This is a genomic window from Mesorhizobium sp. WSM4821, from assembly GCF_055901555.1.
Genome location: NZ_CM148371.1, coordinates 5,717,666 through 5,741,289 on the forward strand (window position 1 = coordinate 5,717,666; position 23,624 = coordinate 5,741,289).

Genomic DNA, 23,624 nt, shown 5'->3' on the forward strand with positions numbered 1-23,624 from the left:
AAGTCAATGAAATCAAAGCGCTCCAATGAGGCTCGCCAACGCCGGGCCACCTGAAGAAGAGACGTGATTGGTGCAGACCAGAAGGCCCTGCCGGCTGGCGGTTGGCGCTATCGGGGAATAATATTTTGGTGATAGGGACCTCTGAGGTTCGATTGTTCGACACCAAGACAAAGGCGATTTATCAGCCGGACCAGCTCTTCGCCTTGTTTTGCGACGATCACGCCGCGCTCGTGCGGAGGCGCCTCTGAAAGCGCCCTCCACAACTGGGATTGTCGATCACAGAGATCGGCCAGTTCCGAACATTCCTGCACGGTCAATTTCAAAAGATCACGCTGCGTCACCGGTCCAATGCCGCAAGGGGTGGTCGCCCCCAGAGAAACGTAGTCTGGCGGCACGGTGCCTTTTGCGTTGGTCACCGATTTGCGGCAGATGACGTCGAAGATCAGGTCGACGGCTTGCCTGGCTCCGGCGACGCGCGAAGGATGGTCCGTATCGGCTGCGGCGTGCGGCAGAAGTTCAAGCTTGGCTCCGTGCTTTTCCACCAGGTCGAGATAAGGCAACATCGGGCCGGAAAGGCTGCCGGTCGAAGCGTCCCTGAACAGGTCGGCGTCGATGGCGGCGTGACGAAGCTGGCCAGAGGCGAGCGCGCCATCGAGAGCCTGAATGTCGACAAGCTCGCCGCGGTCGTAGTTGATCAGCACCGCGCCATTCTTCATACGGGCCAGGACGTCCGCGCCGACCAGCCCCGCATTGGCGTAGCCCCCGGTTTGCGCATTCAGCTTGCCCAGCCCGACATGGACGCTGAGCACGTCGGCGCCTTCGGCCGCTTCGGCGGGACTTGCCGCATAGGTGAATCCTTCGGCCTCTATCCACTCCCGGCGGTGTGGCCGTGCGTGGATCACCACGCGCATGCCGAAGGCGCGGGCAAGCTTGGCTACCTCTCTGCCGATATTGCCGTAGCCGATGATCGCGATCGTCTTGCCTTCGAGCTTCTCGGTGGGGAAATCACGCAGGTCCCTGCCGGTGTCGAAAGCGCCCCGCGCGACCAGGTCGTGAAGCCTGTCGACAGGGAGATCCGGCATAACTTTGAGGATCGCCTTCATCACCATCTGCGCGGTGGCGCGGCTGTTGATGCCGGGCGTGTTCATCAGCACCGCAGAGCCGCCCTCGCCGCTGCCGCCGCCCCAGGAGCGTGAGCCCATATTTCCGGTGCCGGCCCCGATCCGTACCCCGGCCAGCGCAAAGACGGTCTCCGCGGGCAGAAAGGTCGCGGCGGCGATGACGGCGTCATAGCGCCCGTCGCCGGCGGCTTCGAGCAGTTCTTCCCCTGTGCTGAGGTCCGGCTGGTAAAAGAAATGCACCCGGCCCTGTTCGAGATCCGCCTTGTCGCCGAGCGCAGCCGCGTGAAAGCGGCCGCCCTTGGCTTCGATATGCGAGCGCACTTCGCTGGGGTCAGGCTTGCCGTCTGGTCCGCAGCGCAGGCCGACCAGATCGCAGATCAGCACGGCGTAGACGGCCTGCGGATCGATCTGATCGGCTGCGTCCAAATCTGTCTTTGCATCCGCGATCACGTCGTCATTTCCTCCTGCGAGAGCGTGTCCGTTGGCAATCGCTGGCCGAAGCAGTTTCCAGCCTCGCCAGCGGACAACCGCCGATCAATCAGAACCTATCAGCCCGGAAAGGCGTCAGATCGATTGTCGGCGGCAGACCTGCGGCAAGCTGCGACACGATCTTGCCGGTGACGGCGCCTCCGATCAGGCCTTGATGGCCATGCCCGAAGGCGTAGATGACGTTCTTGGCCCGCGATGACCGGCCGATGACCGGAATGCTGTCGGGCGTGCCGGGACGATGCCCCATCCAGCGCGTGACCTCGCCAACTTCCAATTTCCTGAACATCGGCCGCGCCTGGTTGAGAAGAACATCCGCCCGGCGCATGTTTGCTGCTGCTTGCAGGCCGGCGAATTCGACATTGCCGGCGATCCGCAGGCCGTCTTCCATCGGCGAGGCGACGAACTTGCGGTCGGCCGAGATCGTCTGGATCCGAAGGCCGGTATCGGCGCCCTTGACCATGATGTGATAGCCGCGCTCGCTCTCGAGCGGGATATGGTCGCCAAGCTTGCGGGCGAGGTCGCCCGACCAGGCGCCGGCGCAAAGCACCAAGGTCTCGACCGGCATGTTTTCGCCACCGTCGAGCCGCAGCGCCGATGGACCGTTGGCGTCCAATTCGAAGCCGAGCACCTTGGCGCGCACGAAGCGGGCACCCTGGCGCACCGCATGTTCGGCGAGCCTTGCGACAAGCCGGCCGGGGTTTGGACATTGTCCTTGTTCAGGCAGATAGACCGCGCTCTTGAAGATCGGCGCCAGGGCTGGTTCGAGCTGGCGGATTTCGTCGGCATCGAGGATGTCGACCTTGACGCCGTGCTGGCGACGGAGCCCCAGGCCATAAGCGCCCTTGGATGGCCCGTCGGCCGTTTCGTGGACAAAGAGCTGGCCGCGCTTCTGCAGCAAGTCCTCGCAGCCGGCGGCCTTGATCAGCGGCTCGTAGCACTCGAATGTGTAGCGGTGCAGCGAGCGCATCGCCGCTGATATCTCCTCGACACGCGGCTTGCGGCTCGCGGCGAGGAAGCGCAGCAGCCAGGGTAGCGCGTGCGGCAGATAGGCCAGCCGCACGATCAACGGGCCCTCCGGATCCATCAGCCATTTCGGCACGTTGCGAAGCACGCCGGGCATCGAGTTTGGAATGCACGATCCCGGACAGATGCCGCCGGCATTGCCGAAGGAACACTGCTCCTGCGAGCCCGGCAGGGCCGGATCGACCACCTCTACGGCAAAACCCTGATCGAGCAGGTAGTTCGCGGTGCAGACGCCGACGATGCCGGCGCCGATGACCGTCACCTTGCCGCGCCGCGTGCCTGTCGATGCCATGGCAATCGATCCGTCGTGCCGATCAGGGCGCGGTCGCGCTCGGCGTGCCGGCGCGGAAGGCCGGCAGCGACCGCGCCACCATCTGCTGCAGCATGCGGAAATCGGACAGATAGGCCATGAAGCGATAGCCCAGTTTGCGCATGTCGACGCCATAGGCGACCGAACCGCAATGGATGCCGGGAATGACGCCGGCTTCCTTGCACTTGGCGGCGATGAATTCGATCGCCTCGTAGACGGCCGGATAGCGCGGATCGAAGCCGGGCGCCTCGCCCATAGTCACCGCAAGGTCCGACGGGCCGACGAAGATGGCGTCGAGGTTCGGCGTCTTCAGAATGTCTTCCAGGTTCTTCACCGCCTGTTCGCTCTCGATCATCGCCATGGTGATGATGGTGTCGTTGGCGTGCTGGAAATAGTCCGCGCCGGCATAGAGCGAGGCGCGTAACGGGCCGACGCTGCGGCCGCCCCTGGGGAAGTAGCGGCACGCCTTGACGAAGGCATCCGCTTCCTCGGCCGAGTTGACCATCGGACAGATCACGCCATAGGCGCCGGCGTCCAGCACCTTGCCGATGATCGCCGGATCGTTCCACGGCACGCGCACCATCGGCGTCGTATCCGTCGTCGAGATCGCCTGCAGCATCGGCACGGCGTCGACATAGTCGGTCGCGCCATGCTGGAGATCGATCGTCAGCGCGTCCCAGCCCTGCTGGGCCATCAGTTCCGCCGAGATCGACGATGGAATGCCCAGCCAGCCGGTCACCACTTCGCCGCCGGCGGCCCAGATGTCTTTAACCTTGTTCTTGCGCATAGCTTGAGGTCCTTTGCTATTGTCGGGAATGCAAAATCAGGTCCGCCGCCTTTTCAGCGATGGCGATCGTCGTGATGTTGGTGTTGGCAGCGATGATCGTCGGCATGATCGAGGCGTCGACGACGCGCAGCCCCTGCACGCCGCGCACACGGCACTCGGCGTCGAGCACAGCCAGCGGATCGTTGTCGCCGCCCATCTTGCAGGTGCCTGAGACATGCCAGCCCGACCAGACGGACTGCTTGACCCAGTCGGCGATCAGCTCTTCGTTTCCGAGCATCGCCTGGATGCGATCGGCGGTGCCGAACTTGCGTTTGAGCAGGGTCTCGCGGAAGAACGGCGCGTAGTCGAAGAGGTAGGCGGCCGTCGCCGTCTTGATCCAGTTCGACGGCTTGCGCACGCTGAGCGCGCGCGCCTCGTCGCTGTAGCCCGCCAGGAACCAGGTGTTGACGTGTTGCTGGACATCGGGCGATTGCATGATCCTGCAGATGCGCTTGAAGCCATCGACCAGGCGCATCAGGTCGCGACCGTCGGAGGCCATGTTCAGATCGACGATCGGCTCCTCGGTCTGGGCCGAGCTCTTCAAGGTGACGGTTCCGCGCGAATAGGATTTGTTGACGCAGACATTGAGCGCGCCCATCGCCTTGCCGAGCGGATGCCAGCCGGCGCGGTTGACCGGCATCAAGAGCATGTCGCCGGGATGACAGCCGGCATGGTTCGAGGAATATCTGACGCCGAGAAAAATGTGGCGCCGCTGACCGGGCTTCAGCCGGGCGGATTTCTTGAAATGCGCGCCGACGGCCAGATGCGGATGATCGGTCAGGTTCTCGCCGACGCCCGGCCGATCGGCAATGACCTCGATGCCCAGCCGCTTCAGCTGCGCCGCCGGTCCGATGCCGGCACGAAGCAGGATGGCCGGCGAATGCAGCGCGCCGGCTGAAACGATCGTCTCGTTGGCGTTGTAGGTCTTGGTCCGGCCATCGATCGTGACCTCGACACCGGTGATGCGCGTTCCGCTGGTCACCAGCTTCTCGACGAAGGCGTTGGCGAAGATATGCAGGTTGTTGCGGGCACGCGCCTCCTTGTCGAGATAGCCGGTCGCTGTCGACACGCGGCGGTCGTTCTCGTTCGACAGCGGCAGCGGGAACGATCCGTCCTGGAAGCTGGCATTGTAATCCGGCCGGTAGGGGTATTCGCCTTCCGTCACCTTGAGGACGGATTTGGTGAAACCGGCCCAATCTTGCGGAAAGACGCGGCGGATCGGAATCCGGCCGGTCTTGTTGTGGAGATCGCCGCCGAAATCGAGATCGCGCTCGAGCTTCTTGAGGTAGGGCAGCATGCCCTCCCATCCCCATCCGGCAAGGCCAAGCCCTTCCCATTCGTCATAGTCGTGCGGCAGGCCGCGCACGGCGAACTGGCCGTTTATGCTGGAGCCGCCGCCCATCACCTTGGCCTGTTCGAGCTTGGCAGTCTTGACCACTTGCGCATTCTGCTTCGGCGAGCGGTTGAAGACGCGCAGTTCCGTCCAGTGGTATTTCGGGTCGAAATAGGAAAGACCGGGATAGCTGTCCGCGATCACGTCGGGAACATCATCTGGAGGGGTGTCAGGCCCGGCTTCAAAGAGCGCGACCTGCTTGGTGCCGTTTTCCGAAAGACGGCTGGCAAGCACGGCTCCGGCCGAGCCGCCGCCGACAATGATGTAGTCGAATTGCATGGGCATGCTCGCTTCAGGCGTAGTTGGCCCAGATGGCCTTCTGGCGAAGGAATGCTTCGATACCGGCACGGCCCATATCCTTGCCGAAGCCGGAGCCCTTGTAGCCGCCGGCCGGATAAGTAAACTCCGGGCCGCGCCCGTGCTGGTTGATCCAGACCATGCCGGCTTCGATCGAATCGGCAGCCTTGAGCGCTTTGTTCAAATCCGCGGTGTGGACGCTGGCGGCGAGCCCGTAGACCGGGTGCGCCGCCTGGGCGAGGCCCTCCTCGAGGTCGGCAAAGGTGCTCACGGTCAGGACCGGACCGAAGAACTCTTCCTTGAAGCCGATATTGTCGTTGGAGACGTTCTCCAGGATCGTCGGCGCGTAGAAACTGCCTTCGTTGCGGCCTTCCAGCACCGTGCCGCCGGTGACGACGGAGGCACCTTGGCTGACGCTGGCGCGGACCATCGTATCGATGCGCTCGAGCTGCTTGCGACTGATGATCGGCGCGAAGGTCGTCGTCTCGTCCCAGGTCGGGCCGGGCTTGATCGCCTTGGTCCGGGCGATGACGCGCTCGACCAGCCGGTCCGCGATCTTGTCTTCGACGATCAGCCGCGAGCCTGCGGTGCAGACCTGCCCGGCATTGTCCATGAAAGCCGCCGCGACACGGCCGGCCACCACATCGATATCGCCGGCATCGGCCAGCACCAATTGGGGGCTTTTACCGCCGAGTTCGAGGGTGACCGGCTTGATGCCGGATTGCGCCGCCAGCGTCATGATCGCAGCACCGGTTTGCGTCGAGCCGGTGAATGAGATCTTCAGGATGTCGGGATGGCGCACGATCGCCGCTCCCGTCGTGTGGCCATAGCCGTTGACGACGTTGAACAGGCCGGCCGGAACGCCGGCCATGGCCGCCAGCTCGGCCAGCGCCAGGAGGCTGTACGGGGTCAGTTCGGAGGTCTTCATCACCACGGCATTGCCCGCGGCCAGCGCCGGCGCGAATTTCCAGGCGGCGGTGATCATCGGGAAGTTCCACGGAACGATCGCGCCAACGATGCCGTAGGGCTCATGTTTGACAATGCTGAGCGCATTCGCCTCGGTCGAGGTGACCGTCCCTTCGATCTTGTCGCAGAACTCGGCGTAGTAGCGCACGACGCCGGCGGTGCGCATCGCGTCGCGGGCAATCGTCATCGAAATCAGCCGGCTCGACCCCATCGCCTCCAGCTGTCCAAGGAAGGTGGCGTTGTCCTCGATCAAGGCGGCGAAGCGCAAAAGCACGGCGGCGCGATCGCGAGGCGCGATCTTCGCCCAGCGGCTTTGCGCCAGCGCCCCCTTGGCGGCGTCAACCGCCTGTTGCACCGCCGCTTCGCCGCCATCGGTGATGATGCCCATGTGCTGGAGATCGGAGGGGCGGAGAACCTCGATTTCCGTGCCGGGCAATTCGATGAACTGCCCGCGGATATGATGTCCCCTTGGGATGGCGATTGTGGCGGGATCGAAACTCAGCGTCATTGATGTTTTTCCTTTTGCGGCCAACTCGAAGGGGGACGCATTCGACGATGTCCGCTTGGTGGTTGTGCGTGAAGCAGGCGTGCCTTCAACACGCCTTTTCGGCCTGACGCGCCTCAAGGAATGGGCGAAGCAAATCCGCCGATTCATGAAAGCGTCCGACAAAACTCTTGAGGCGCGGATGTTCGGGATGCAGCAGCAGCTTGGATGGTGGCCCCTGCTCGGCGACCAGCCCCTGGTCGAGGAACACCACCCGATCGGCGATCTCGAAGGCAAAGCCCAGTTCGTGGGTGACAACGACCATGGTCATGCCGCTCTTCGCCAGTTCGACCATCGCCTTCATCACTTCACCGACCAGTTCGGGATCGAGCGCCGAGGTCGGCTCGTCGAACAGCATCACCTTCGGCTGCATGGCCATTGCCCTGGCTATCGCCACGCGCTGCTGCTGGCCGCCGGAGAGCTGGCGGGGATATTTTTCCACATGCTGCGCCAGACCCATCAGGTCGAGCAGCTTCAGCGCCGTTCGACGAGCCTGTTGCTTCGGCTCCTTCTTGACGATGACAGGGCCTTCCATGACGTTCTTCAGCGCCGTCATGTGCGGAAAGAGATTGAACTGCTGGAACACCATGCCGGTCTTCGAGCGTATTCGGTTGACCTCCTGGTTCGGTATCTGGGTGCCGTTCTTGCCATCGGCTTGCCTGTGAAACAGAACCTCGTCGTCGATGACGATGCTGCCGCTGGTCGGGGTGTTCAGCAGGTTGATGCAGCGCAGCAGCGATGTCTTGCCCGAGCCGCTGGCGCCGATGAGCACGACGACCTCTCCTTCGACGACAGACAGATCGATGCCGTTCAGCACGCGCTTGTCGCCGAACTTCAGGCAGATGCGATCCAGTCGCAGCACCGGCTTGTCGCCCTTCTCCGGCGTGGGGGCGTTCGATTGGCTGTTGCTCATTTCGCGTCAGCCCCGCTCTTTTCAAGTTTCCTGGACAGCAGCGTCAGCGGGATCAGGATGATCAGGAAGATGACACCGACGGCGGTATAAACCTCCATCGGCCGATAGGTGAAACTGCTGATGTAGCTGGCCTGATAGAGAAGGTCCGGGACCGTTATCATCGACAGAAGCGTCGTGTTCTTCATCTGGATGATCGACTGACCGGCCAGCGGCGGGATCATCTTTCGAAAGGCCTGCGGCAGGATGATGCGGCGCATGCGCTGGCCATAGGACATGCCGATCGCGGTCGCCGCATCCGTCTGGCCCGGATCGACCGACTGGACGCCGGCGCGCAGGATCTCGGCATAGAAGGAGCCGACGTAGCAGCTCAGCCCGATGAAGCCGGCCCAGAATTTCGTAACGTTGATGCCGGCGAAAATCGGGAAGGCGTAATACACCCACAGAAGCGTGACGAGCAGCGGAATGTTGCGGAAGAACTCGACATAGATCTGGCCGAGGATCACCAGCGGCTTAAATGTGCTCAGCTGGATGAGCCCGACGAACAGGCCGATCAGCATGCCGGCAGCGATCGTGATGACGGTGAAGTAGAGCGTCATCAGGAGGCCTTGCCAGAGCAGCCCGATATTGTTGGTTATGACTGTATAGTCGAACATGGCATCCTCACTGGTTCGATGCACGTCCAGTGGTGGGCCTGACCGCCGCACCAGGCGGCGGTCAGGCTGTTGCGATCAGAAGGAGAACCCTGCCGGAAGGATCGACAGGTCGATGCCGCGGGCTTCCCAGGCGCGGGCAAGCTTGCCCTGCGCAAGGCCGAGCGAACGCTCCTGCAGGATCCAGTTGGTCAGGAAGTTGATGAAACCGGCATTGCCGGGCTTGCGCGCAACGGCAAGCGTTGCCGGATTGCGCAGGATCGGCTCGGGAAGCGACACGCTGCCGATCTTCTGGTTGGTGATCTGCAGCGCATCGAAAATCGAGAACACGACGCCATCGGCACGGCCAGCCTGGAGTTCCATCAGCGCCAGCCCGCGATCTTCCACCGGCGTGATCTTCGCCTTCGGCAGCAGGGCTTCGGCAACGACCTGCATCGTGCTGCCCTTCTGCACGACGACGGTCTTGTCTGGCGAGTTGAGTTCGGCCCAGGTCTTGACCGGCTTGTCGGGAGGCGTCAGCACGGCCCAGGCGTCGGTGAACAGCGGTTCCCACAGATAGTCGACGACAAGTCCGCGCTTCGGGTTCGGATTCACGCCGATGGCGATATCGATCTTGTTGGACTGGAAGTCGGCCGCCAGATTGCCCCAGGTCGTCTCGACAGGCTCGAGCTTGACGCCGAGCTGGGTGGCGATCTCACCCAGGAACTCGTAGTAGAAACCGCCCCACTGTCCCGTGGCCGGATCCTTGATATAGCCCGGCTCCTCACCGGTCATGACCGGCACTTTGAGAACACCGCTGGCGCGGATCTGGTCGATGACAGCAGATGGATTGTCGTCCGCCGAGGCGGCGACGGGCGCCGACAGCAGGCCGAGGCCGAGGGTCAAGGCGGCCATGAACGTACGAATGACTGTGAGTTTCATTTCATTCCCCTTTCTGAGTTATTGGTTGATTAGCGGCATAAGAATCCCTGCGAGAGAGGATCGCCCTTCTCGAAGTAGATGGTCTGGGTCGAGGTGATGAAGGCGGCGCCTTCGATCTCGACAATCATCGCCTCACGCCCTTCGACCCTCATGCGGCCTTGCCAGCGCGCCTCGAACGGAATGCCGAATATGTTCCTGGCGTGGTAGGTCTGGTCGGGGCTGATCAGCCCCTTGTGCAGCAGATAAGTCAGCCGTGCCGAGGTCCCGGTGCCACAGGGCGATCGGTCGAACTTGTTTGATTCCAGCACCAGGAAATGCGTCGCCGAACTCTCGCTGTCGGCGTCGTAGAAGAGCACGCTCGGCGCGGCGGCACCGGCGAACAGCGGCATGTCCTGCGTTGCCGCCTTGATCGCGTCCTTGATCCTGGCACCGGCCTGCATCAAGGCCGATGCGCTGTCCGGAAGGAGCTTGAATCCGAGTGGAGCCGCGTCCACCAGCGCGTACCACATGCCGGCATAGACGATGGCGGCGTCGACATTGCCGACACCCTCGACCGCAACACTCAGATGCTCGAGCCCGACATAGCTTGGAACATTGGCGATGCGCACCCGGTCGAGCGAGCCGTCCTCGTTCCAGTTGAGGTGAACCGTTACGATCCCGGCCGGCGTTTCCAGCGTGAAACTGTCGCCTGTCGGCGCACTGATCTGACCGGTGAAGGCCAGCGTCCTGGCAAAGCCGATCGTGCCATGACCGCACATGTCGAGATAGACATAGGACGAGATGAAGAATGCGCCGTAGTCGGCGACATCCGAGGCGACCGGCACCAGACCAACCATGGCGGCATGACCTCGCGGCTCGTGCAGCAATGCCGGGCGAAGATGGTCGAAGTGTTGACGAAAATGGTCCCGCTTCTCCCGCACGCTCGAACCAATGAGCTTCGGGACGCCGCTCAATATGACTCGCGTTGGGTGACCAGCGGTATGGGAATCGATGACGCTGAACGCTGATGAGAACGCTGACACGACCTAGCCCTCTCCGAAGGCATCGCGAATACCGGCCCGCATGCTCTGCCAGATTTCCCGAATGAGGTGTTCGGTCATCGCCTTGGCACTTTCGCCATCGCCGTCGGTGATCGCGTCATAGATACGCGCCGTGTCATCGAGCGAGAGCTGGATGATTTTGGGGTCCTGCTCATAGGCGTGATAGCGGTACCGCAAGGCTTGCTTTTCCAACCCGCCGAGCAGACGCGTCAGGGTCTTGTTACCGGCTAGGGTGTAGGTCAGGAAGGAACCGCGCACGTCGACGATGAAGAACTGCCGCGCATCGTTTCTGGCCTGAGCCAACCTCAGCTCCGAAAGCAGGTTCTTGAACTCGGCCTTCTTTTCGATGTCGGCGGATTCGGCGGCCTGTTTAGCAACCAGCCCCTCCAGCTCGATCCGACAGGTATAGACCTCATCGAAATCGCGCTGCGACATCGGCGAGACCCAGATGCCGCGCCTGGCCTCGCGCATCACAAGACCGTCCCGCTCGAGCAGCCTCAGCGCCTCGCGTACCGGCGACCGGCTGACGCCGTAGCGCGCGGCGACCATCTCCTCGGTCAATCGCTCCCGGGACTTGAGGCGGCCGAAGATAATCTCCTCCTCCAGCATCTCAGCGAGGTTCTCAGGGATGGCGACCGACAATTTCTGGATGCGCGCTAAAATCATGTCGACACCATACTGTATACAATGTACTGGTCAACCCGCCGCGGAAATTTCTTTCGACCTGCAATCTGCGGCGGCCTTTGCGCGGGGCCGCTGAGCGAGAAGGGCCAGGACATGTATCCAGAGACGATCGAGTTGCTGATTGACGGCGCGTGGTGCCAGGGATCAGACGGCAAGTCCGATCCCTTGATCAATCCCGCGACTGAAGAAGTGCTGGCAACCGTGCCGCACGCTACGGAGGCCGATCTCGACCGCGCTCTTGCCGCCTCAGCCAGAGGCTTCAAGCTATGGAAGGCCATGACCGCCATGCAGCGCTGGGCGATCATGGACAAGGCCGCAGACCTGATCGAGCAACGCAAGGATACCATCGCCCGTATACTGACGCTGGAAAACGGCAAGGCGCTGGCCGAGGCCACGGGCGAGGTGCAGTTCGCCGCCGACGCGACCCGCTGGTATGCGGAAGAAGGCAAGCGCGCCTACGGACGCATCGTCCCTGCCCGGCTGCCCGGCGTGCGGCAGATGGTCTTCAAGGAACCGGTCGGCCCCGTCGTTGCATTCGCGGCCTGGAACTTTCCGGCCAGCAATGTCATCCGCAAGATTTCAGGCGCCCTCGGCGCCGGCTGCTCAATCATCCTGAAGCCGGCGGAGGAAACGCCCGGAACCGCCGTTGCCATCGCCCGCTGCTTCCAGGATGCCGGACTTCCCGAAGGCGTGCTCAACATCGTCTTCGGCGAGCCCGCCCGAGTCTCGTCCTATCTGATCGCCTCGCCGATTCCGAAGAAGGTTTCGCTGACCGGCTCGACTGCGGTTGGAAAGCTGCTGCAGAAACAGGCAGCCGACACGTTGAAGCGCTGCACCATGGAGCTTGGCGGCCACGCCCCGGTCATCGTCTATGAGGACGCCGATCTCGATAAGACGCTTGATATGCTCGTCGCATTCAAGTTCCGCAATGCCGGCCAGGTGTGTACGTCGCCGACCCGCTTCTACGTGCAAGAGGCTGTCTATGGCCGCTTCATCGAGGGCTTCGCAGCCCGCGCCGAAAAGCTCAGGGTCGGGGACGGACTCGACACCAGCGTGCAAATGGGCCCGATGATTGCGCCCCGGCGGCTCGACGCCATGGACGCTTTCGTCAGTGACGCAACGGCGAAAGGCTCGACCGTCGTCACCGGCGGCAATCGTATCGGCAACAAGGGCTACTTCTATGCACCGACATTGCTGAAAGACGTACCGGATACGGCGCGAATCATGTCAGAGGAGCCGTTCGGGCCAATCGCGCCGACGACCACCTTCTCAACCTTCGACGACGTGATCGAGCGAGCAAACTCGCTGCCTTACGGCCTGGCTTCTTTTGTCTTCACCCGCAATCTCAGCCTCGCACAGAAGACCGAAGCGGCAGTTGAAGCCGGAATGGTCGGCGTCAACCACATGATGGTGTCGACACCGGAAACACCGTTCGGCGGCGTCAACGATTCCGGCTATGGCTCAGAGAGCGGCATCGAAGGGCTTGACGCCTATCTGCGGACAAAATTTGTGACGGAGATGTGAGGCGCGAAGTTGCTTCGATAGCGGCGCCCAGCTCCACGCCCACGCAGCGGTACGACCGATACCGATCTCCTGTCCCCAAGCGAGGGCTCATCATCTGCCTGATTGTCCAATTGGAAATCCGTATCAATCTCACAAGGAGAGCGGCCTGCACTCGGCAAAAACCTCTCCTGTCCTTCTCCGCATCTCTCAGGCCCGAATTCGGTGTGGCGCGCCAACGGTTTTGTAACTAGATAACGCGGACACCTCTCACCTGACGCGGCGGCCACATGAAGAAGATCGGTTTTCTGTCGTTCGGACACTGGGCGCCCTCGCCCCAGTCGCAGACACGCTCTGCATCCGACGCACTCCTGCAGTCCATCGAGCTTGCCGTCGCTGCCGAGGAGTTGGGCGCCGACGGGGCGTATTTTCGCGTGCATCACTTCGCCCGCCAGCTTGGCTCGCCGTTCCCGCTGTTGGCGGCCGTCGGCGCCAAGACCCGCCGTATCGAGATCGGTACGGCGGTGATCGACATGCGCTACGAGAACCCGCTCTACATGGCCGAGGACGCAGGCGCTGCCGACCTGATCGCCGGCGGGCGTTTGCAGCTGGGCATCAGCCGCGGCTCGCCCGAACAGGTGATCGACGGATGGCGCTACTTCGGTTACGCCCCGCAAGAGGGCGAGAGCGATGCCGACATGGCCCGGCGACACACGCAGGTGCTGCTCGAGGTCTTGCGCGGCAAAGGCTTTGCCCAGCCCAATCCGCAGCCGATGTTTCCCAATCCTCCCGGTCTGCTTCGCGTCGAGCCGCACTCGGAGGGTCTGCGCGACAGGATCTGGTGGGGCGCCGCCACCAATGCCACCGCGGAATGGGCGGCGAAATCAGGAATGAACCTGCAGAGCTCCACGCTCAAGTTCGACGAAAGCGGAAAACCCTTTCACATCCAGCAGGCCGACCAGATCAGGGCCTTTCGTGCGGCCTGGAAGGCGGCCGGTCACGAGCGCGAGCCGCGCGTGTCCGTGAGCCGTAGCATCTTTGCGCTGGTCGACGATCGCGACCGCGCCTATTTCGGCAGCAGTGAGAGCGAGGATCATTTCGGCTACATCGAAGCGGACAGGCGCGCCGTGTTCGGGCGCACCTATGCCGCCGAGCCGGACGCCCTCATCGAGGAACTGAAGAAGGACGACGCCATCGCCGAGGCCGACACGCTGCTGCTCACCGTCCCCAACCAGCTCGGCGTCGACTACAATGCCCATGTCATCGAGGCGATCCTGACCCATATCGCCCCGGCCTTGGGTTGGCGCTGACACCTGCGGCCGAAAACGCCGCTAACTCTTGCGCGAATGTTTTATCGCCATGACAGTTGCTCCTTTGGCAGCCGGCCGCTCGGGTCGAATACGGTTACCCTGTGCGGAAGATCGCGACCCCAGTCCCAAAGCACCAGGTTGCGATCCTCCGTCTCGGCACCCGGAGCAAAACTCGCAACCAGAATACCAGCAATGCCTTGCGGCCGCAGTCGGTCATGGATGGACCATGACGCTGGGCGATTTCCATCGCTGAGAGCCGTCGCCCAGGCGCAGGCCATGTCCTCGAGCGTGACGGAGAATTCTCCCCTTCCTTGCTCTGTCGTCAGGTCCGCAACGATCGGCCTGCCCTGGTCGTCCACTGCGAATGCCAAGATTGTCAAAGTTCAGGAGAAGGTGCACCCATTTCCGCCTGCTTATTGCTCGACAACGTCAGCCCCGGCCAACTCCCGCCGGGCTCGTCGGCAATCGCAATCGGTTGGAGGTTGGCGTCTCATCAACCCAAGTCAGGATCCCTTGGCCCAGGGACAACCGGCGGAGGCTGCGAGACAGCATCTCGGAAAGCGCGAGGGGCCATTCTTTATCGATCAGGACCTGTCGACATGCTGTAGCGGCAACAGGTATGCGATGACTGTTTGATCGCCGAGAGCCGGATCAAAGCCGATAATATCGGATGCGAGAAGGTCGTGGGAGGGGCGTCTCTGGAAGCCGAGGTTCTCGTACAGCATGCATGCCGACGTCATGAACGAGGCAGTGTGGAGCGCAAGGGCATGTGCGCCCTGGTAGCGGGCGCGCATCACACACCATTCGCAAAGCGCGCGGCCATAGCCGTGTCCCCGTGCCAAGGGAGCAACCGCAAGGGTCCTGAGGCCCGCCAGCCCAGGCGGCCAGCCCATGCCTTGGTGGGCGGCCTGCGCGTAGTAGCTGACTGTCCCGACGAGCCGTCCTTGGTGTTCGAGCACCGCCAGGCTCGCATCCTCCCATCGCCCCGCAAGATCGCAGGCATCGTTTACGTAAGGTTCGAAGATGTGCCTGGGCAGAGCGTGCCGGAACGATGCGAAGGCATCGCAGACCAGCGCGCTGATCTTGTCGAGTTCCTCATGCCTTGCCAGGCGGATGCCTTGCATCGAGATAGTCTGCACTAAATCTCCCTCACTCGACTGTGACCTGGGCCGTATGTAGAGCGTCGCCACATCCTGCGTCGCAGCGCAGTCAGCCGCCAGCAGTCTAATCTGGTCGACCAAGCCCTTCCTTTGTAGCGAGTTTTTGCTTTTCTTTCAGCAGCCGAACGATCGCGTCGACCGGCGGCGCAAGGCGGGGCGGCGACTTGCTATTCGAGCGCCACAAGTATCCGAAGAAAGTTCTCAGTGTGCGCATTATCGTTACCTCCTGGACCACCAAACTTCGCTTGGGCGTTGTTGTTCCTGAACAGCAGGCCAAGCGCCGCTGTCCGAAGGCGAACTCGTCAGTGGCAAGCAGGCATGGTTGGAACTGGAACCCGTACCTCCAGAACTCCGCCGTGATCCCGACCTGGAACTCGGGTGACGGTTCAGGCGGATTTGGCTGGCGCGTTCCCGCAGATTTTGACACCGTTGCGCGGGCCGAGATCGTCGCCATGGAGGACGCCGACGACGATCACGTCGGGCTCAAGAAGTCCTCCAGATACGATACGACATCGGACGACCTCCGTCAGGTCTGGGGCGCATTTTACTGATTTTCTACCTTGCCATAAGGGGCAGCTTGGTCATGCCTCCATCTTCCTCAACTGCCGAAATAGTAGAGCAGGTAGCGGACCGGCAGCGAGTTCGGATCTTGCTCAAGAGGCGGCAAGTGCCGGGCGATTTCCTTTGGCGATTTTCGGAAAAGGCCGGCCTCCAAAAGGCCGCAAAGATACCGGCTTTTCTGATGAACTGCGCGAGCTCGTGGCCGATTTTGCCGACTTGGCTTCACCCGAATTTTCGACAGGATTCTCAGTGTCGTGATGCGCTTTCGGCGCCGTTCCCTTCGGCCGAGCGGCCCAGCGTGTCGGCCATCGCGGCACCTCGCGCTCCGATCGGCTGCGGTGCGCCGGTTGTGCTGTCCTTGGCCGTCTGGTGTTCCATCTCGGAGTTAAGTTCGGCTCCGACGATCAGGATCATGACGGAGATCCAGGTCCACATCATGAAGCCTATGACGGCGCCGAGCGTGCCATACGTGGCGTTGTAATCGGCGAAATTCTCAAGATAGAACGAAAACCCGATCGAGGCGGCAAGCCACACGACCGTTGCCAGGCCGGCGCCCCAGGTCAGCCACCGCCACTTCGCCTTCTCGCGACTAGGACCATAGCGGTAGATGAGCGTGATACCTGCCGCCACCGCGACCAGCATCACGGGCCAACGCAGGATTTTTATCAGCGTCTCCGTCCAGTTGCCCAGATTGAGGAGCGCGAGCGCTGCAGGGACTAGCCCGACCGAGACGAGGAAGGCGATGCCGATGAAGATGGCGCCGAGCGTGAAGGCTAAGGCCAGCAGATTCAATCGGACGAGGCCGCGCTTTTCTGTCTCCTCATAGGCGATGTTCATGGCTTCGAAGATGGCCTTGATGCCGTTGTTGGCGCTCCAGAACGCAACGGCGAGGCCCAACATGAAGCCGAAGCTCAAAGCGCCGGTATCCTGTCCGGCAAGGGACTCAAGCTGTGACCGGATTAGATCGAGCCCGCCCGACGGCAGAACGCCGCCGAGGAAAGCGATGTGCTCGGCGATTGTTTTAGGATCGGCCACGAAGCCGTAGATCGAAACGAAAGCGGCAAGTGCAGGAAACAGCGCCAGAAGGAGGTAGAACGTGGTTCCTGCCGCGATCAGCGGGACCCGGTCATCGCTTACTTCAGCTACCAGTCGAGCAAGGATGTCTTTCCAGCCTTTGGTCGGAATCTGCGTGGGCCGCTCCGCATCTCGCCCGCGGCCCTGCTGCTGCGCCCGGCGCTTGTTCTGTACCTGTTTGGCGTGGGATCTGTTAGGTCTCTCGCTGGCCATTGTTCGAGTCCGCCGTCTGCTCGTCGTGCAACGTGCAAGTCGGCCAAAGGATGCACGTTGGAACTGCTGAGACCCGGCGCGCGGCCCTATATGTGAGATTTAAGTGAGCGACCTTCAGACATTGTCCTGATCTGACCCCCAAAGACGACAACCAAAATGGCGGGCACGATGCTTGCCCTGAAAGCGGTCGTACAGAGCTTTTGCTGGTTCGAATCTCGGCGGCGGCAGGCGGCCTCTTCGCGGTTCGCGGGTGTGCCGCTCAACCTACGGCGGAAATCGCATTCGGTTCACGAGCTCTGTAAATCGTGGATCGGGCCGCAGTGCATTCCAGCGCGGATCAAGGCGCAACCAGACCAGCCAGTTCGACTTCTCATCGAAGGCTTTGTTGAGCGAGGCGAAGGCTTCGTCGTTTTGACCAAGGCCGGCATGGATGAGCGCGATGCCGTAGGACGTCACAAACCTGCGATCCGACAGCTTTTTCAGCTCGGCTAACACCTCGAGAGCAAGCGTAGGCCGGCCCGCAGCGCCGGCGACGAACCCCCGTGCTGCAATCGAAACGGGCCAATCGCGGATCCGGTCCTCAACCCGGCGATATTCGGCGAGTGCATCGTCGAACTTGCCCAGTTCCTGGTAGGTCCGGCCGAGCCAGAGATGTGCCGGCGCGAAATCTGGATTCATTCCCAATACAAGTTTTAATTGCTTCACCGCCTCGGCATATTGTCCGGTATAATAGTAGTAAAATCCTAGATCGGTGTTCACGGAAAGTGAGAGTGGATCGCGCTGCTGTGCCAACTGAATCTCGCGAAATGCCTCCACGGGCCGGCCAGCGGTCAGCAGATAGATACTGTACCATTCGTGCGATGCCACGTGGTTCGGATCGAGCGCGATCGCGCGCTGAAATGCCGCCTCGGCTCCAGGCCAGTCCCACTCGAAGTACAGCTTGACGAAGCCCAATGAGGCGTGCGCCTCGGCCAGCGACGCATCCAACTCGAGCGCCTTGGTGGCGAGGCGCTTGGCTTCAGGAAAGGTGTCGGCTGGAGCGAGATAGCTCAAATAGCCCAGGATCGAATAGGAGTCCGCGAGCCCCGAATAGGCAGCCGCAAACTGCGGATCGATCTCGACGGCGTGTCGAAACCGTTCGATGGCCCGCTTCAAGGAAGCTACCGACCTCTGGCCCCATTCGTAGCGGCCTTGGAGATAAACGCGATAGGCGTCCGCTTTCTCGGTGACGGGCCGGGCAAGCCGCCGGGTCTCCTGATCGGAGAGCGGAACTCTCAATGCACGTGGGAGATCCTGGAGAATTCTGGTCTGAAGATGAACTAATTCGGATGCATCGCCTTGGTACCGGGCGCCCCAGATCTGGGAGTCACGGGCGACGTCGACGAGGTCAACCTGTATTCTCAAGGTATTGCCGCGTTGCGATATGCTTGCGGTCACCACCGCGGCGACGTTGAGCTCGCGGCCGGCATTTTTCGGTTTGGCGAAGGACCCTTTGTAATGGGATGCGCTGGCCCTGGGTGCGACGCGCAGGCTCTGCAATTGCACAAGCCCATTGACGATGGCTTCGGTCAGACCGTCGGCCAAGTAATTGTTGCCCGAACTATCACTGACGAAAGGTAGCACGGCCACCGAGGCGAATGGGACGGTGGTGTTTTGAGGCCGCGCGCGCCACACAGCGACCGCCCCGATCGCGACCGGTGCTGCCTCGCGTGTCACGGCCGGTGCGACAAAGCGGTAGCCGCGGCCTGGCACAGTCTGGATCATTCCATTTCCATTGCGACCCCGCTCCAAGGCTTTGCGCAGAGCGGAGATGTTCACAGTCAGATTCGTCTCTTGCACGAATGTGTTGGGCCAGACCTCCTCCAACAGCTCGTCTTTGGTGACCAGATGCCCGCTGCGGCGGACGAGAACCACGAGCAGATCGAAGGCCTTGGGGGTCAGAGGGACAGGTTCCCCACCGCACAGCAACAGGCGCTCCTTGGGCACCAAGACGAAGTCGCCAAACTCAAAAGCCTGATCCTGGGAGGCACGCATCCCGGCACCTTAGGAAATTCGGAGGAAAAATTTAAGGGATTTCCAAAGACACCGGCCGCCCGTGCATGGATCTTTCCCGTATGCGGAACGAGCGGTCACCCCGAACTGGACGGCGGACCCTCACGCTGAGGAAAAGGAGAGCGGACCATGATTCGAGTAAGCAACAAGACTGGTTGGATCGGCCTGTACCGCAATCACATCGCGGGGCGCTGGGTAGGATGCGTCGCGCTCCTGCTCATGTTCTTCATGATCAGGTCCGCCGTCGCGGCGCCCGAAGATGAGGTGCGAGCAACCTTCGATCGCTTTGTTGCCGCCCAAAACGCCCACGATGTCAAGGCAGTGGAGTCCCTGTTGCTGCGCTCGCCGCATTTTCTCTGGATCACGCGTGGCACGCCGGTCTGGGGACAGGATGCGGCGCTCAAACGCTTCGCATCACTGTATGAGGGAACGTGGCGCCTCGACGCCGAGGCTTCAGGCATGAAAGTTATGATGATCGGAGACGGGGCGGCGCAAATCTACATCCCAATCAATTTCACGATCGGTGCGCCGGGCCAACCGCCGCAAGCAATGAGGTTCCTGATGAACATGGTGCTAGCCAACACGCCGGAAGGCTGGAAGGTCTCAAGCATCCTACCGGTACCGGCGCCGGCACATTAGTCTGGCGACCACGAGCGTTAATCGACGTTTCCGCTTTATGGTCTGGAGCGTAGGAGATCTTTTCACAGTATGAGCCACAGCTGCCCTTTCCGGCAATACGTGGCTTGTTTCGAGATGCTCCCATTCGGGCATCCCGATGCGGCGCGGCGTGTAAATCAACAAACATCGGGCGCGCAAACGAGTAGCGTGAGACTGGCCTACTATTGAACACCGGCTACCGAAATGTCCTTCATGGTATGCTTCGCGGACGATCGGTCTTTCGCTTCGAAGGTCTGGATCTGGCGCGATCGAGCCACGCACGGTGGTGGTTCGACTTCGTCGCCTGAAACGCCTTGTACGGCCGGACCGGGTCATCGGCGTGAATTCGCCCCCGACGAGCGAACTTCCGTTCGGGGTCGCGAGTTGTCGTTCCCGCCAGACGATCGCCCGTTCAATGGGCGGTCAAGCACGCCGCTGTCATACGTGGATTAAATACCCGCCTGGCACCTTCAAATGGGCATGTGGCGGAATCGGAGCATTTGTTCCTTGCCAAAAGAGGAGAAAGCGTCCCCCTCCATCCGCATAGAATTTGTCGAGGCGGTTCGTTATCTTGGCGGATCGAGGTGAACATGGAACGCCGCCTTGCAGTCATACTTGTAGCCGATGTCGTCGGTTACAGCCGCCTCATGGAAGTCGATGAGGAGCGTACTCGGACGGCGTTCCGAACCTGCCATGCCGTCATAGAAGAAATAGTCGGCAAGCATCTCGGCAGAATCTTCGGTGGTGCAGGCGACAGCGTGCTGGCTGAATTCGCAAGTCCTGTCGAGGCGACGCGGGCTGCTGTCGACATCCAGAATGATATTGCGGAACGCCCTCTCGATCTGCCTGAGGGCCACCAAATGAAGTTTCGGATCGGCATCAACCTTGGCGACGTGATGGTCGAGGGCAGCGACCTCTACGGCGACGGCGTGAACGTAGCGGTGCGTTTAGAGGCGCTTGCAGAGCCCGGCGGCATATGCCTCTCCGGCAATATTCACGAGCATGTGGAGCAACGATTGCCGCTGCAATTCTTCGACCTTGGGGCGCAAAGTTTGAAGAATATAGCAAAGCCAGTGCAGGTCTATCGCTGGACGCCTCATGCGGTGACTGAGCGCGTCCTGTCGATTACCGCGGCGGAGACATTTGCTACGAACTGGCTGGTGCCACGGTTAGGTGCGTTCCAACTGGCCAATCCTGACATCGACGTACGACTTGAGCTGATGGGCCGGGTGGTCGACTTCACCCGCGAGACATTCGATCTCGGTATCCGCGAGGGCCATGGCAATTGGCCCGGCCTCCAGTCGCATAGGCTTATGCCGGTCGAGTTCACCCCACTCTGCAGCCCGGAGTTCCTCTCCAGAACCGGCAGTGTCGTCGCCCCGACTGATCTCTTGCAACTGCCGCTGCTTTCCTGGACCACAAGCGATGACTGGTGGCTAGAGTGGTTCAGACTTTCTGGTATCTCAAACCCCGAGCCGGCGTTCCGTCCGCTCGTTCGGCTTAAAACGCAGATGGCGATCAGCCAAGCGGCGATGGCAGGACAGGGAATGGCTATCCTAACTCCCTCATTCTTCGCTGCGGAGATCGCCGTCGGCCGTCTGGTCCAACCATTCAATATCGTCGCTCGCAGCGGCGCGAGCTTTTGGCTGGTTTATCCGGAGGAGCGTCAGAATTCTCGCAAAATTCTCGCTTTCAGGGAATGGATAACTGAAGAGATCAAGGGCGATGCTGCGGAGGAGGCGGACCCACTCGGTGGACGGCAAACGCCCCGCTAGCAAGTTGGAATTAATGTAGCACAACGTCAGCGAGTGCCGCCCGCCAGATAATAGACCCGCCTAAATGACCGCAGTGGGTCGATTCGAGCCGTGCGCGAAGGACAGCTTTTGAGAAGGGCCCTGAATGTCGCGATATGGCGCTCGTTGCTCGTTCCAATGATCGAGACGAACGGCAGAAATCGACACCGTTTGCGGAAGCTCGTTCGACCGCGGTCGAATTCACGCCCATGACCCGATGCTGCCGTTCCACGGAACCGCGTTGGAGTGGAAGGCGGACATTTCACCTCATCGAGGCGGGTTACGCGATTCCGACGATCCTCGTTACTGCCTACCCCGACGACGTTGACCACGCCCGCGCCCAAGCTCGCCGTTCATCTCGATCGCGGACAGCTTCGGATCACGTATGGCACCGCGGCCCTGGCTGCGGTCCGCCTCTTTGAGGTGCCGCTCGGCCTCGACGTCATTGTTCGCCTTGAGCGCCAGGTAGGAACTGCGCTCGTGACAGCGCATGCGATTGATGATCACGTCGAGAGGGACCGGCTGACGCTCTCGCGTCGCCTTGTTGGGCACGCCGTCTGCCCTCACGCGATTTTCGGCTAGCCAAGTCGATGCCGGCGTTCTTCGCCTCGCCCCGCACGAACGGGAGGCTGACTTCGATGACGTCGTCGGGGCGCTCGGGCACGGGACATCATACAGCAGCCCACCGGCAATGTCGTCGATATGGCTCATGCTGTCCCGCGCGATCACGGCCTTGTGGGCAACCTCGCCGATCACCTTCATCGCCGACGGCCAGTTGAGCACACGGCGCGCCTCGCGCGAGTTCGACTCGCGCACCCTATGGCTCCGCTGCGCCGAATGTATTAGAGTGGTCTCATACACGTCCATCCGCGGGCGAACGGCGCCCGGAGGGTTAGACGATGACGATCTCGAGGCGATTGTTGCTGCCGAGGGCCTTCCCGATGCGGGTCAGGCGTTTCCGAACCGGCTGGCTTCGGATTTTCAGTCGGGCTCTCGTCGTTACTTTCATTTCCTGGTTAGCCGCCGGTGCGGTGACTGCCGGGCCGCTTCACGACGCTGCGCGCGAGGGCGATGCCGCCAAAGTCGGCGAGCTCCTTGCACAAGGCGAGGATGTGAACAGTCGCGACGAAAGCCGCGAGACTGCACTGATCGACGCCGCGCTTGCCGGCAAGGTGGAGGTAGCGACGGCGCTGATCGAGGCCAAGGCCGACGTCGACGCCCGCAACGACCGCGGCTTCTCCGCGCTTCATGCGGCGGCGTATTCAGGAAGCCTGGAGATAGCGGAACTGCTGCTCGACCACGGGGCCGCGGTTGATTCGTTGAGCACGCACAAGATCACCCCGCTGCACGTAGCGGCCGAAGAGAACCAGGTGGCCGTCGCCGACCTGTTGATCGCGCGTGGTGCACAGGTCGAAGCAATCCAGGAGTACGGGTTTACACCTCTCAGCCGGGCGACGTTCTTTCAGAGTGCGCAGGTGATGGTTCTGCTCAAGCAGCGCGGGGCGAAATGCCAACCCAAGGAAAAATTGGGGGCGGCGCTCAAGGATTGCATGGCCGCGGGAAACTGACCTCACGAGGTTACTGGAGAGAAACATGACACAAAACCGTTCCAGAGCGTTTGACAGTTTGCTTTGCGCAGGAGTGGCAGCCGCGTCCCTCCTGCTCCTTGGCACTGGCGCATCCTACGCCGTCGATGGAGTGAACACTGGATACTTCGGCAACGTCGCCATACTGGGCTACGATCCGGTGGCGTATTTCACCGACGGTCGTGCGACCATGGGTTCGCCCGAGATCTCGAAGAAGTGGCTCGGGGCGACGTGGTATTTCGCCAGCGTCGAACATCGCGATGCCTTCGCTTCCGAGCCGGTGCGCTATGCCCCTCAGTTTGGCGGCTTCTGCACGCTGAATGCGGCATTCAAGGGGGCATCCGCGAACATTGACCCGGAAGCCTGGCGCATTGTGAACGGCAAGCTCTTCCTTTTCTCTGGGAAGGAGGGCCTGGAGGAAGACTTCGATGCCGACCCCGCCGCTGTCCTTGCGAAGGCCGACGCCGAATGGCCTGCGGTCGAAGCGAAGGAATTCGAGGCGAGAGCGGCCGGCAACTGACTCGGCTCAGGCGCGAAGTCG

Annotated in this window: 20 protein-coding genes and 2 pseudogenes; 7 read left to right on the forward strand and 15 right to left on the reverse strand. The window is 61.8% G+C overall.

Annotated features, from left to right (window positions below; translation table 11 throughout):
* Positions 1–107: 107 nt before the first annotated feature.
* The 10 genes and pseudogenes from AC0NID_RS28015 to AC0NID_RS28060 all read right to left on the reverse strand — a co-directional run.
* Positions 108–1,526 (reverse strand): annotated as a pseudogene (locus AC0NID_RS28015) (NAD(P)-dependent oxidoreductase); the annotation flags it as partial.
* 133 nt (positions 1,527–1,659) lie between these two features.
* On the reverse strand, positions 1,660–2,925 hold the full coding sequence (locus AC0NID_RS28020) for an NAD(P)/FAD-dependent oxidoreductase (RefSeq protein WP_473457571.1): 1,266 nt from the start codon (positions 2,923–2,925) through the stop codon (positions 1,660–1,662).
* A 22-nt stretch (positions 2,926–2,947) separates the two neighbouring features.
* Positions 2,948–3,730 carry an HpcH/HpaI aldolase family protein gene (locus AC0NID_RS28025; RefSeq protein WP_473457573.1) on the reverse strand — a complete coding sequence of 261 codons (783 nt, stop codon included), beginning with the start codon at positions 3,728–3,730 and terminating at the stop codon, positions 2,948–2,950.
* 16 nt (positions 3,731–3,746) lie between these two features.
* The gene (locus tag AC0NID_RS28030) at positions 3,747–5,447 is read right to left on the reverse strand and encodes a GMC family oxidoreductase (RefSeq protein ID WP_473562970.1); all 1,701 of its coding nucleotides are present in this window, start codon (positions 5,445–5,447) and stop codon (positions 3,747–3,749) included.
* 7 nt (positions 5,448–5,454) lie between these two features.
* Positions 5,455–6,933: an aldehyde dehydrogenase family protein gene (locus AC0NID_RS28035; protein ID WP_473457575.1), complete on the reverse strand. Its 1,479-nt coding sequence runs from the start codon at positions 6,931–6,933 to the stop codon at positions 5,455–5,457.
* An 85-nt stretch (positions 6,934–7,018) separates the two neighbouring features.
* A complete protein-coding gene (locus AC0NID_RS28040; protein WP_473457576.1) occupies positions 7,019–7,882 on the reverse strand; it encodes an amino acid ABC transporter ATP-binding protein in 864 nt (287 codons plus the stop codon).
* On the reverse strand, positions 7,879–8,535 hold the full coding sequence (locus tag AC0NID_RS28045) for an amino acid ABC transporter permease (RefSeq protein ID WP_473457577.1): 657 nt from the start codon (positions 8,533–8,535) through the stop codon (positions 7,879–7,881). Before AC0NID_RS28045 ends, AC0NID_RS28040 begins: the two co-directional genes overlap by 4 nt.
* Positions 8,536–8,610: 75 nt before the next feature.
* Positions 8,611–9,453 (reverse strand): transporter substrate-binding domain-containing protein, encoded by an 843-nt coding sequence (locus AC0NID_RS28050; RefSeq protein WP_473457578.1) that lies wholly within the window; start codon positions 9,451–9,453, stop codon positions 8,611–8,613.
* A 29-nt stretch (positions 9,454–9,482) separates the two neighbouring features.
* Positions 9,483–10,475: a proline racemase family protein gene (locus AC0NID_RS28055; protein WP_473457580.1), complete on the reverse strand. Its 993-nt coding sequence runs from the start codon at positions 10,473–10,475 to the stop codon at positions 9,483–9,485.
* 3 nt (positions 10,476–10,478) lie between these two features.
* The gene (locus AC0NID_RS28060) at positions 10,479–11,102 is read right to left on the reverse strand and encodes a GntR family transcriptional regulator (protein ID WP_474033348.1); all 624 of its coding nucleotides are present in this window, start codon (positions 11,100–11,102) and stop codon (positions 10,479–10,481) included.
* Positions 11,103–11,270: 168 nt separating this feature from the next.
* On the opposite strand from AC0NID_RS28060, the gene AC0NID_RS28065 reads away from it, so the two are divergent.
* Both AC0NID_RS28065 and AC0NID_RS28070 read left to right on the forward strand, forming a co-directional pair.
* The gene (locus AC0NID_RS28065; RefSeq protein WP_473457582.1) at positions 11,271–12,701 is read left to right on the forward strand and encodes an NAD-dependent succinate-semialdehyde dehydrogenase; all 1,431 of its coding nucleotides are present in this window, start codon (positions 11,271–11,273) and stop codon (positions 12,699–12,701) included.
* A 266-nt stretch (positions 12,702–12,967) separates the two neighbouring features.
* Positions 12,968–13,987: an LLM class flavin-dependent oxidoreductase gene (locus AC0NID_RS28070; RefSeq protein ID WP_473457584.1), complete on the forward strand. Its 1,020-nt coding sequence runs from the start codon at positions 12,968–12,970 to the stop codon at positions 13,985–13,987.
* A gap of 41 nt (positions 13,988–14,028) precedes the next feature.
* Here AC0NID_RS28070 and AC0NID_RS28075 read toward each other — a convergent pair.
* Positions 14,029–14,322, reverse strand: a pseudogene (locus AC0NID_RS28075) (RES domain-containing protein); the annotation flags it as partial.
* A gap of 249 nt (positions 14,323–14,571) precedes the next feature.
* Positions 14,572–15,111, reverse strand: a complete 540-nt coding sequence (locus tag AC0NID_RS28080; protein ID WP_473457585.1) for a GNAT family N-acetyltransferase — start codon at positions 15,109–15,111, stop codon at positions 14,572–14,574.
* Between the two features lie 200 nt (positions 15,112–15,311).
* On the opposite strand from AC0NID_RS28080, the gene AC0NID_RS28085 reads away from it, so the two are divergent.
* Positions 15,312–15,698 (forward strand): hypothetical protein, encoded by a 387-nt coding sequence (locus AC0NID_RS28085; RefSeq protein ID WP_473457587.1) that lies wholly within the window; start codon positions 15,312–15,314, stop codon positions 15,696–15,698.
* A gap of 256 nt (positions 15,699–15,954) precedes the next feature.
* Here the strand turns inward: AC0NID_RS28085 and AC0NID_RS28090 are convergent, their stop codons facing one another.
* Positions 15,955–16,995 carry a YihY/virulence factor BrkB family protein gene (locus AC0NID_RS28090; RefSeq protein WP_473457588.1) on the reverse strand — a complete coding sequence of 347 codons (1,041 nt, stop codon included), beginning with the start codon at positions 16,993–16,995 and terminating at the stop codon, positions 15,955–15,957.
* A 264-nt stretch (positions 16,996–17,259) separates the two neighbouring features.
* A complete protein-coding gene (locus AC0NID_RS28095) occupies positions 17,260–19,029 on the reverse strand; it encodes a winged helix-turn-helix domain-containing protein (RefSeq protein ID WP_473457590.1) in 1,770 nt (589 codons plus the stop codon).
* A 237-nt stretch (positions 19,030–19,266) separates the two neighbouring features.
* On the opposite strand from AC0NID_RS28095, the gene AC0NID_RS28100 reads away from it, so the two are divergent.
* Both AC0NID_RS28100 and AC0NID_RS28105 read left to right on the forward strand, forming a co-directional pair.
* Positions 19,267–19,686 carry a nuclear transport factor 2 family protein gene (locus AC0NID_RS28100; protein WP_473457591.1) on the forward strand — a complete coding sequence of 140 codons (420 nt, stop codon included), beginning with the start codon at positions 19,267–19,269 and terminating at the stop codon, positions 19,684–19,686.
* A gap of 608 nt (positions 19,687–20,294) precedes the next feature.
* Positions 20,295–21,479, forward strand: a complete 1,185-nt coding sequence (locus AC0NID_RS28105; RefSeq protein WP_473457592.1) for a LysR substrate-binding domain-containing protein — start codon at positions 20,295–20,297, stop codon at positions 21,477–21,479.
* A gap of 321 nt (positions 21,480–21,800) precedes the next feature.
* On the opposite strand, the gene AC0NID_RS28110 is transcribed toward AC0NID_RS28105, so the two are convergent.
* A complete protein-coding gene (locus AC0NID_RS28110; protein ID WP_419693257.1) occupies positions 21,801–22,313 on the reverse strand; it encodes a hypothetical protein in 513 nt (170 codons plus the stop codon).
* 83 nt (positions 22,314–22,396) lie between these two features.
* Here AC0NID_RS28110 and AC0NID_RS28115 point away from each other — a divergent pair, with 83 nt between their 5' ends.
* Both AC0NID_RS28115 and AC0NID_RS28120 read left to right on the forward strand, forming a co-directional pair.
* Positions 22,397–23,065 (forward strand): ankyrin repeat domain-containing protein, encoded by a 669-nt coding sequence (locus tag AC0NID_RS28115; RefSeq protein WP_473457593.1) that lies wholly within the window; start codon positions 22,397–22,399, stop codon positions 23,063–23,065.
* Positions 23,066–23,090: 25 nt separating this feature from the next.
* A complete protein-coding gene (locus AC0NID_RS28120) occupies positions 23,091–23,603 on the forward strand; it encodes a YHS domain-containing (seleno)protein (RefSeq protein ID WP_023799193.1) in 513 nt (170 codons plus the stop codon).
* Positions 23,604–23,624 lie beyond the last annotated feature (21 nt).

Coding starts and splice junctions, on each gene's coding strand:
- AC0NID_RS28020 (WP_473457571.1), bottom strand. CDS start 2,925: ATGGCATCGACAGGCACGCGGCGCGGCAAGGTGACGGTCATCGGCGCC.
- AC0NID_RS28025 (WP_473457573.1), bottom strand. CDS start 3,730: ATGCGCAAGAACAAGGTTAAAGACATCTGGGCCGCCGGCGGCGAAGTG.
- AC0NID_RS28030 (WP_473562970.1), bottom strand. CDS start 5,447: ATGCCCATGCAATTCGACTACATCATTGTCGGCGGCGGCTCGGCCGGA.
- AC0NID_RS28035 (WP_473457575.1), bottom strand. CDS start 6,933: ATGACGCTGAGTTTCGATCCCGCCACAATCGCCATCCCAAGGGGACAT.
- AC0NID_RS28040 (WP_473457576.1), bottom strand. CDS start 7,882: ATGAGCAACAGCCAATCGAACGCCCCCACGCCGGAGAAGGGCGACAAG.
- AC0NID_RS28045 (WP_473457577.1), bottom strand. CDS start 8,535: ATGTTCGACTATACAGTCATAACCAACAATATCGGGCTGCTCTGGCAA.
- AC0NID_RS28050 (WP_473457578.1), bottom strand. CDS start 9,453: ATGAAACTCACAGTCATTCGTACGTTCATGGCCGCCTTGACCCTCGGC.
- AC0NID_RS28060 (WP_474033348.1), bottom strand. CDS start 11,102: ATGCTGGAGGAGGAGATTATCTTCGGCCGCCTCAAGTCCCGGGAGCGA.
- AC0NID_RS28065 (WP_473457582.1), top strand. CDS start 11,271: ATGTATCCAGAGACGATCGAGTTGCTGATTGACGGCGCGTGGTGCCAG.
- AC0NID_RS28070 (WP_473457584.1), top strand. CDS start 12,968: ATGAAGAAGATCGGTTTTCTGTCGTTCGGACACTGGGCGCCCTCGCCC.
- AC0NID_RS28080 (WP_473457585.1), bottom strand. CDS start 15,111: ATGCAAGGCATCCGCCTGGCAAGGCATGAGGAACTCGACAAGATCAGC.
- AC0NID_RS28090 (WP_473457588.1), bottom strand. CDS start 16,995: ATGGCCAGCGAGAGACCTAACAGATCCCACGCCAAACAGGTACAGAAC.
- AC0NID_RS28095 (WP_473457590.1), bottom strand. CDS start 19,029: ATGCGTGCCTCCCAGGATCAGGCTTTTGAGTTTGGCGACTTCGTCTTG.
- AC0NID_RS28100 (WP_473457591.1), top strand. CDS start 19,267: ATGTTCTTCATGATCAGGTCCGCCGTCGCGGCGCCCGAAGATGAGGTG.
- AC0NID_RS28105 (WP_473457592.1), top strand. CDS start 20,295: ATGGAACGCCGCCTTGCAGTCATACTTGTAGCCGATGTCGTCGGTTAC.
- AC0NID_RS28115 (WP_473457593.1), top strand. CDS start 22,397: ATGACGATCTCGAGGCGATTGTTGCTGCCGAGGGCCTTCCCGATGCGG.
- AC0NID_RS28120 (WP_023799193.1), top strand. CDS start 23,091: ATGACACAAAACCGTTCCAGAGCGTTTGACAGTTTGCTTTGCGCAGGA.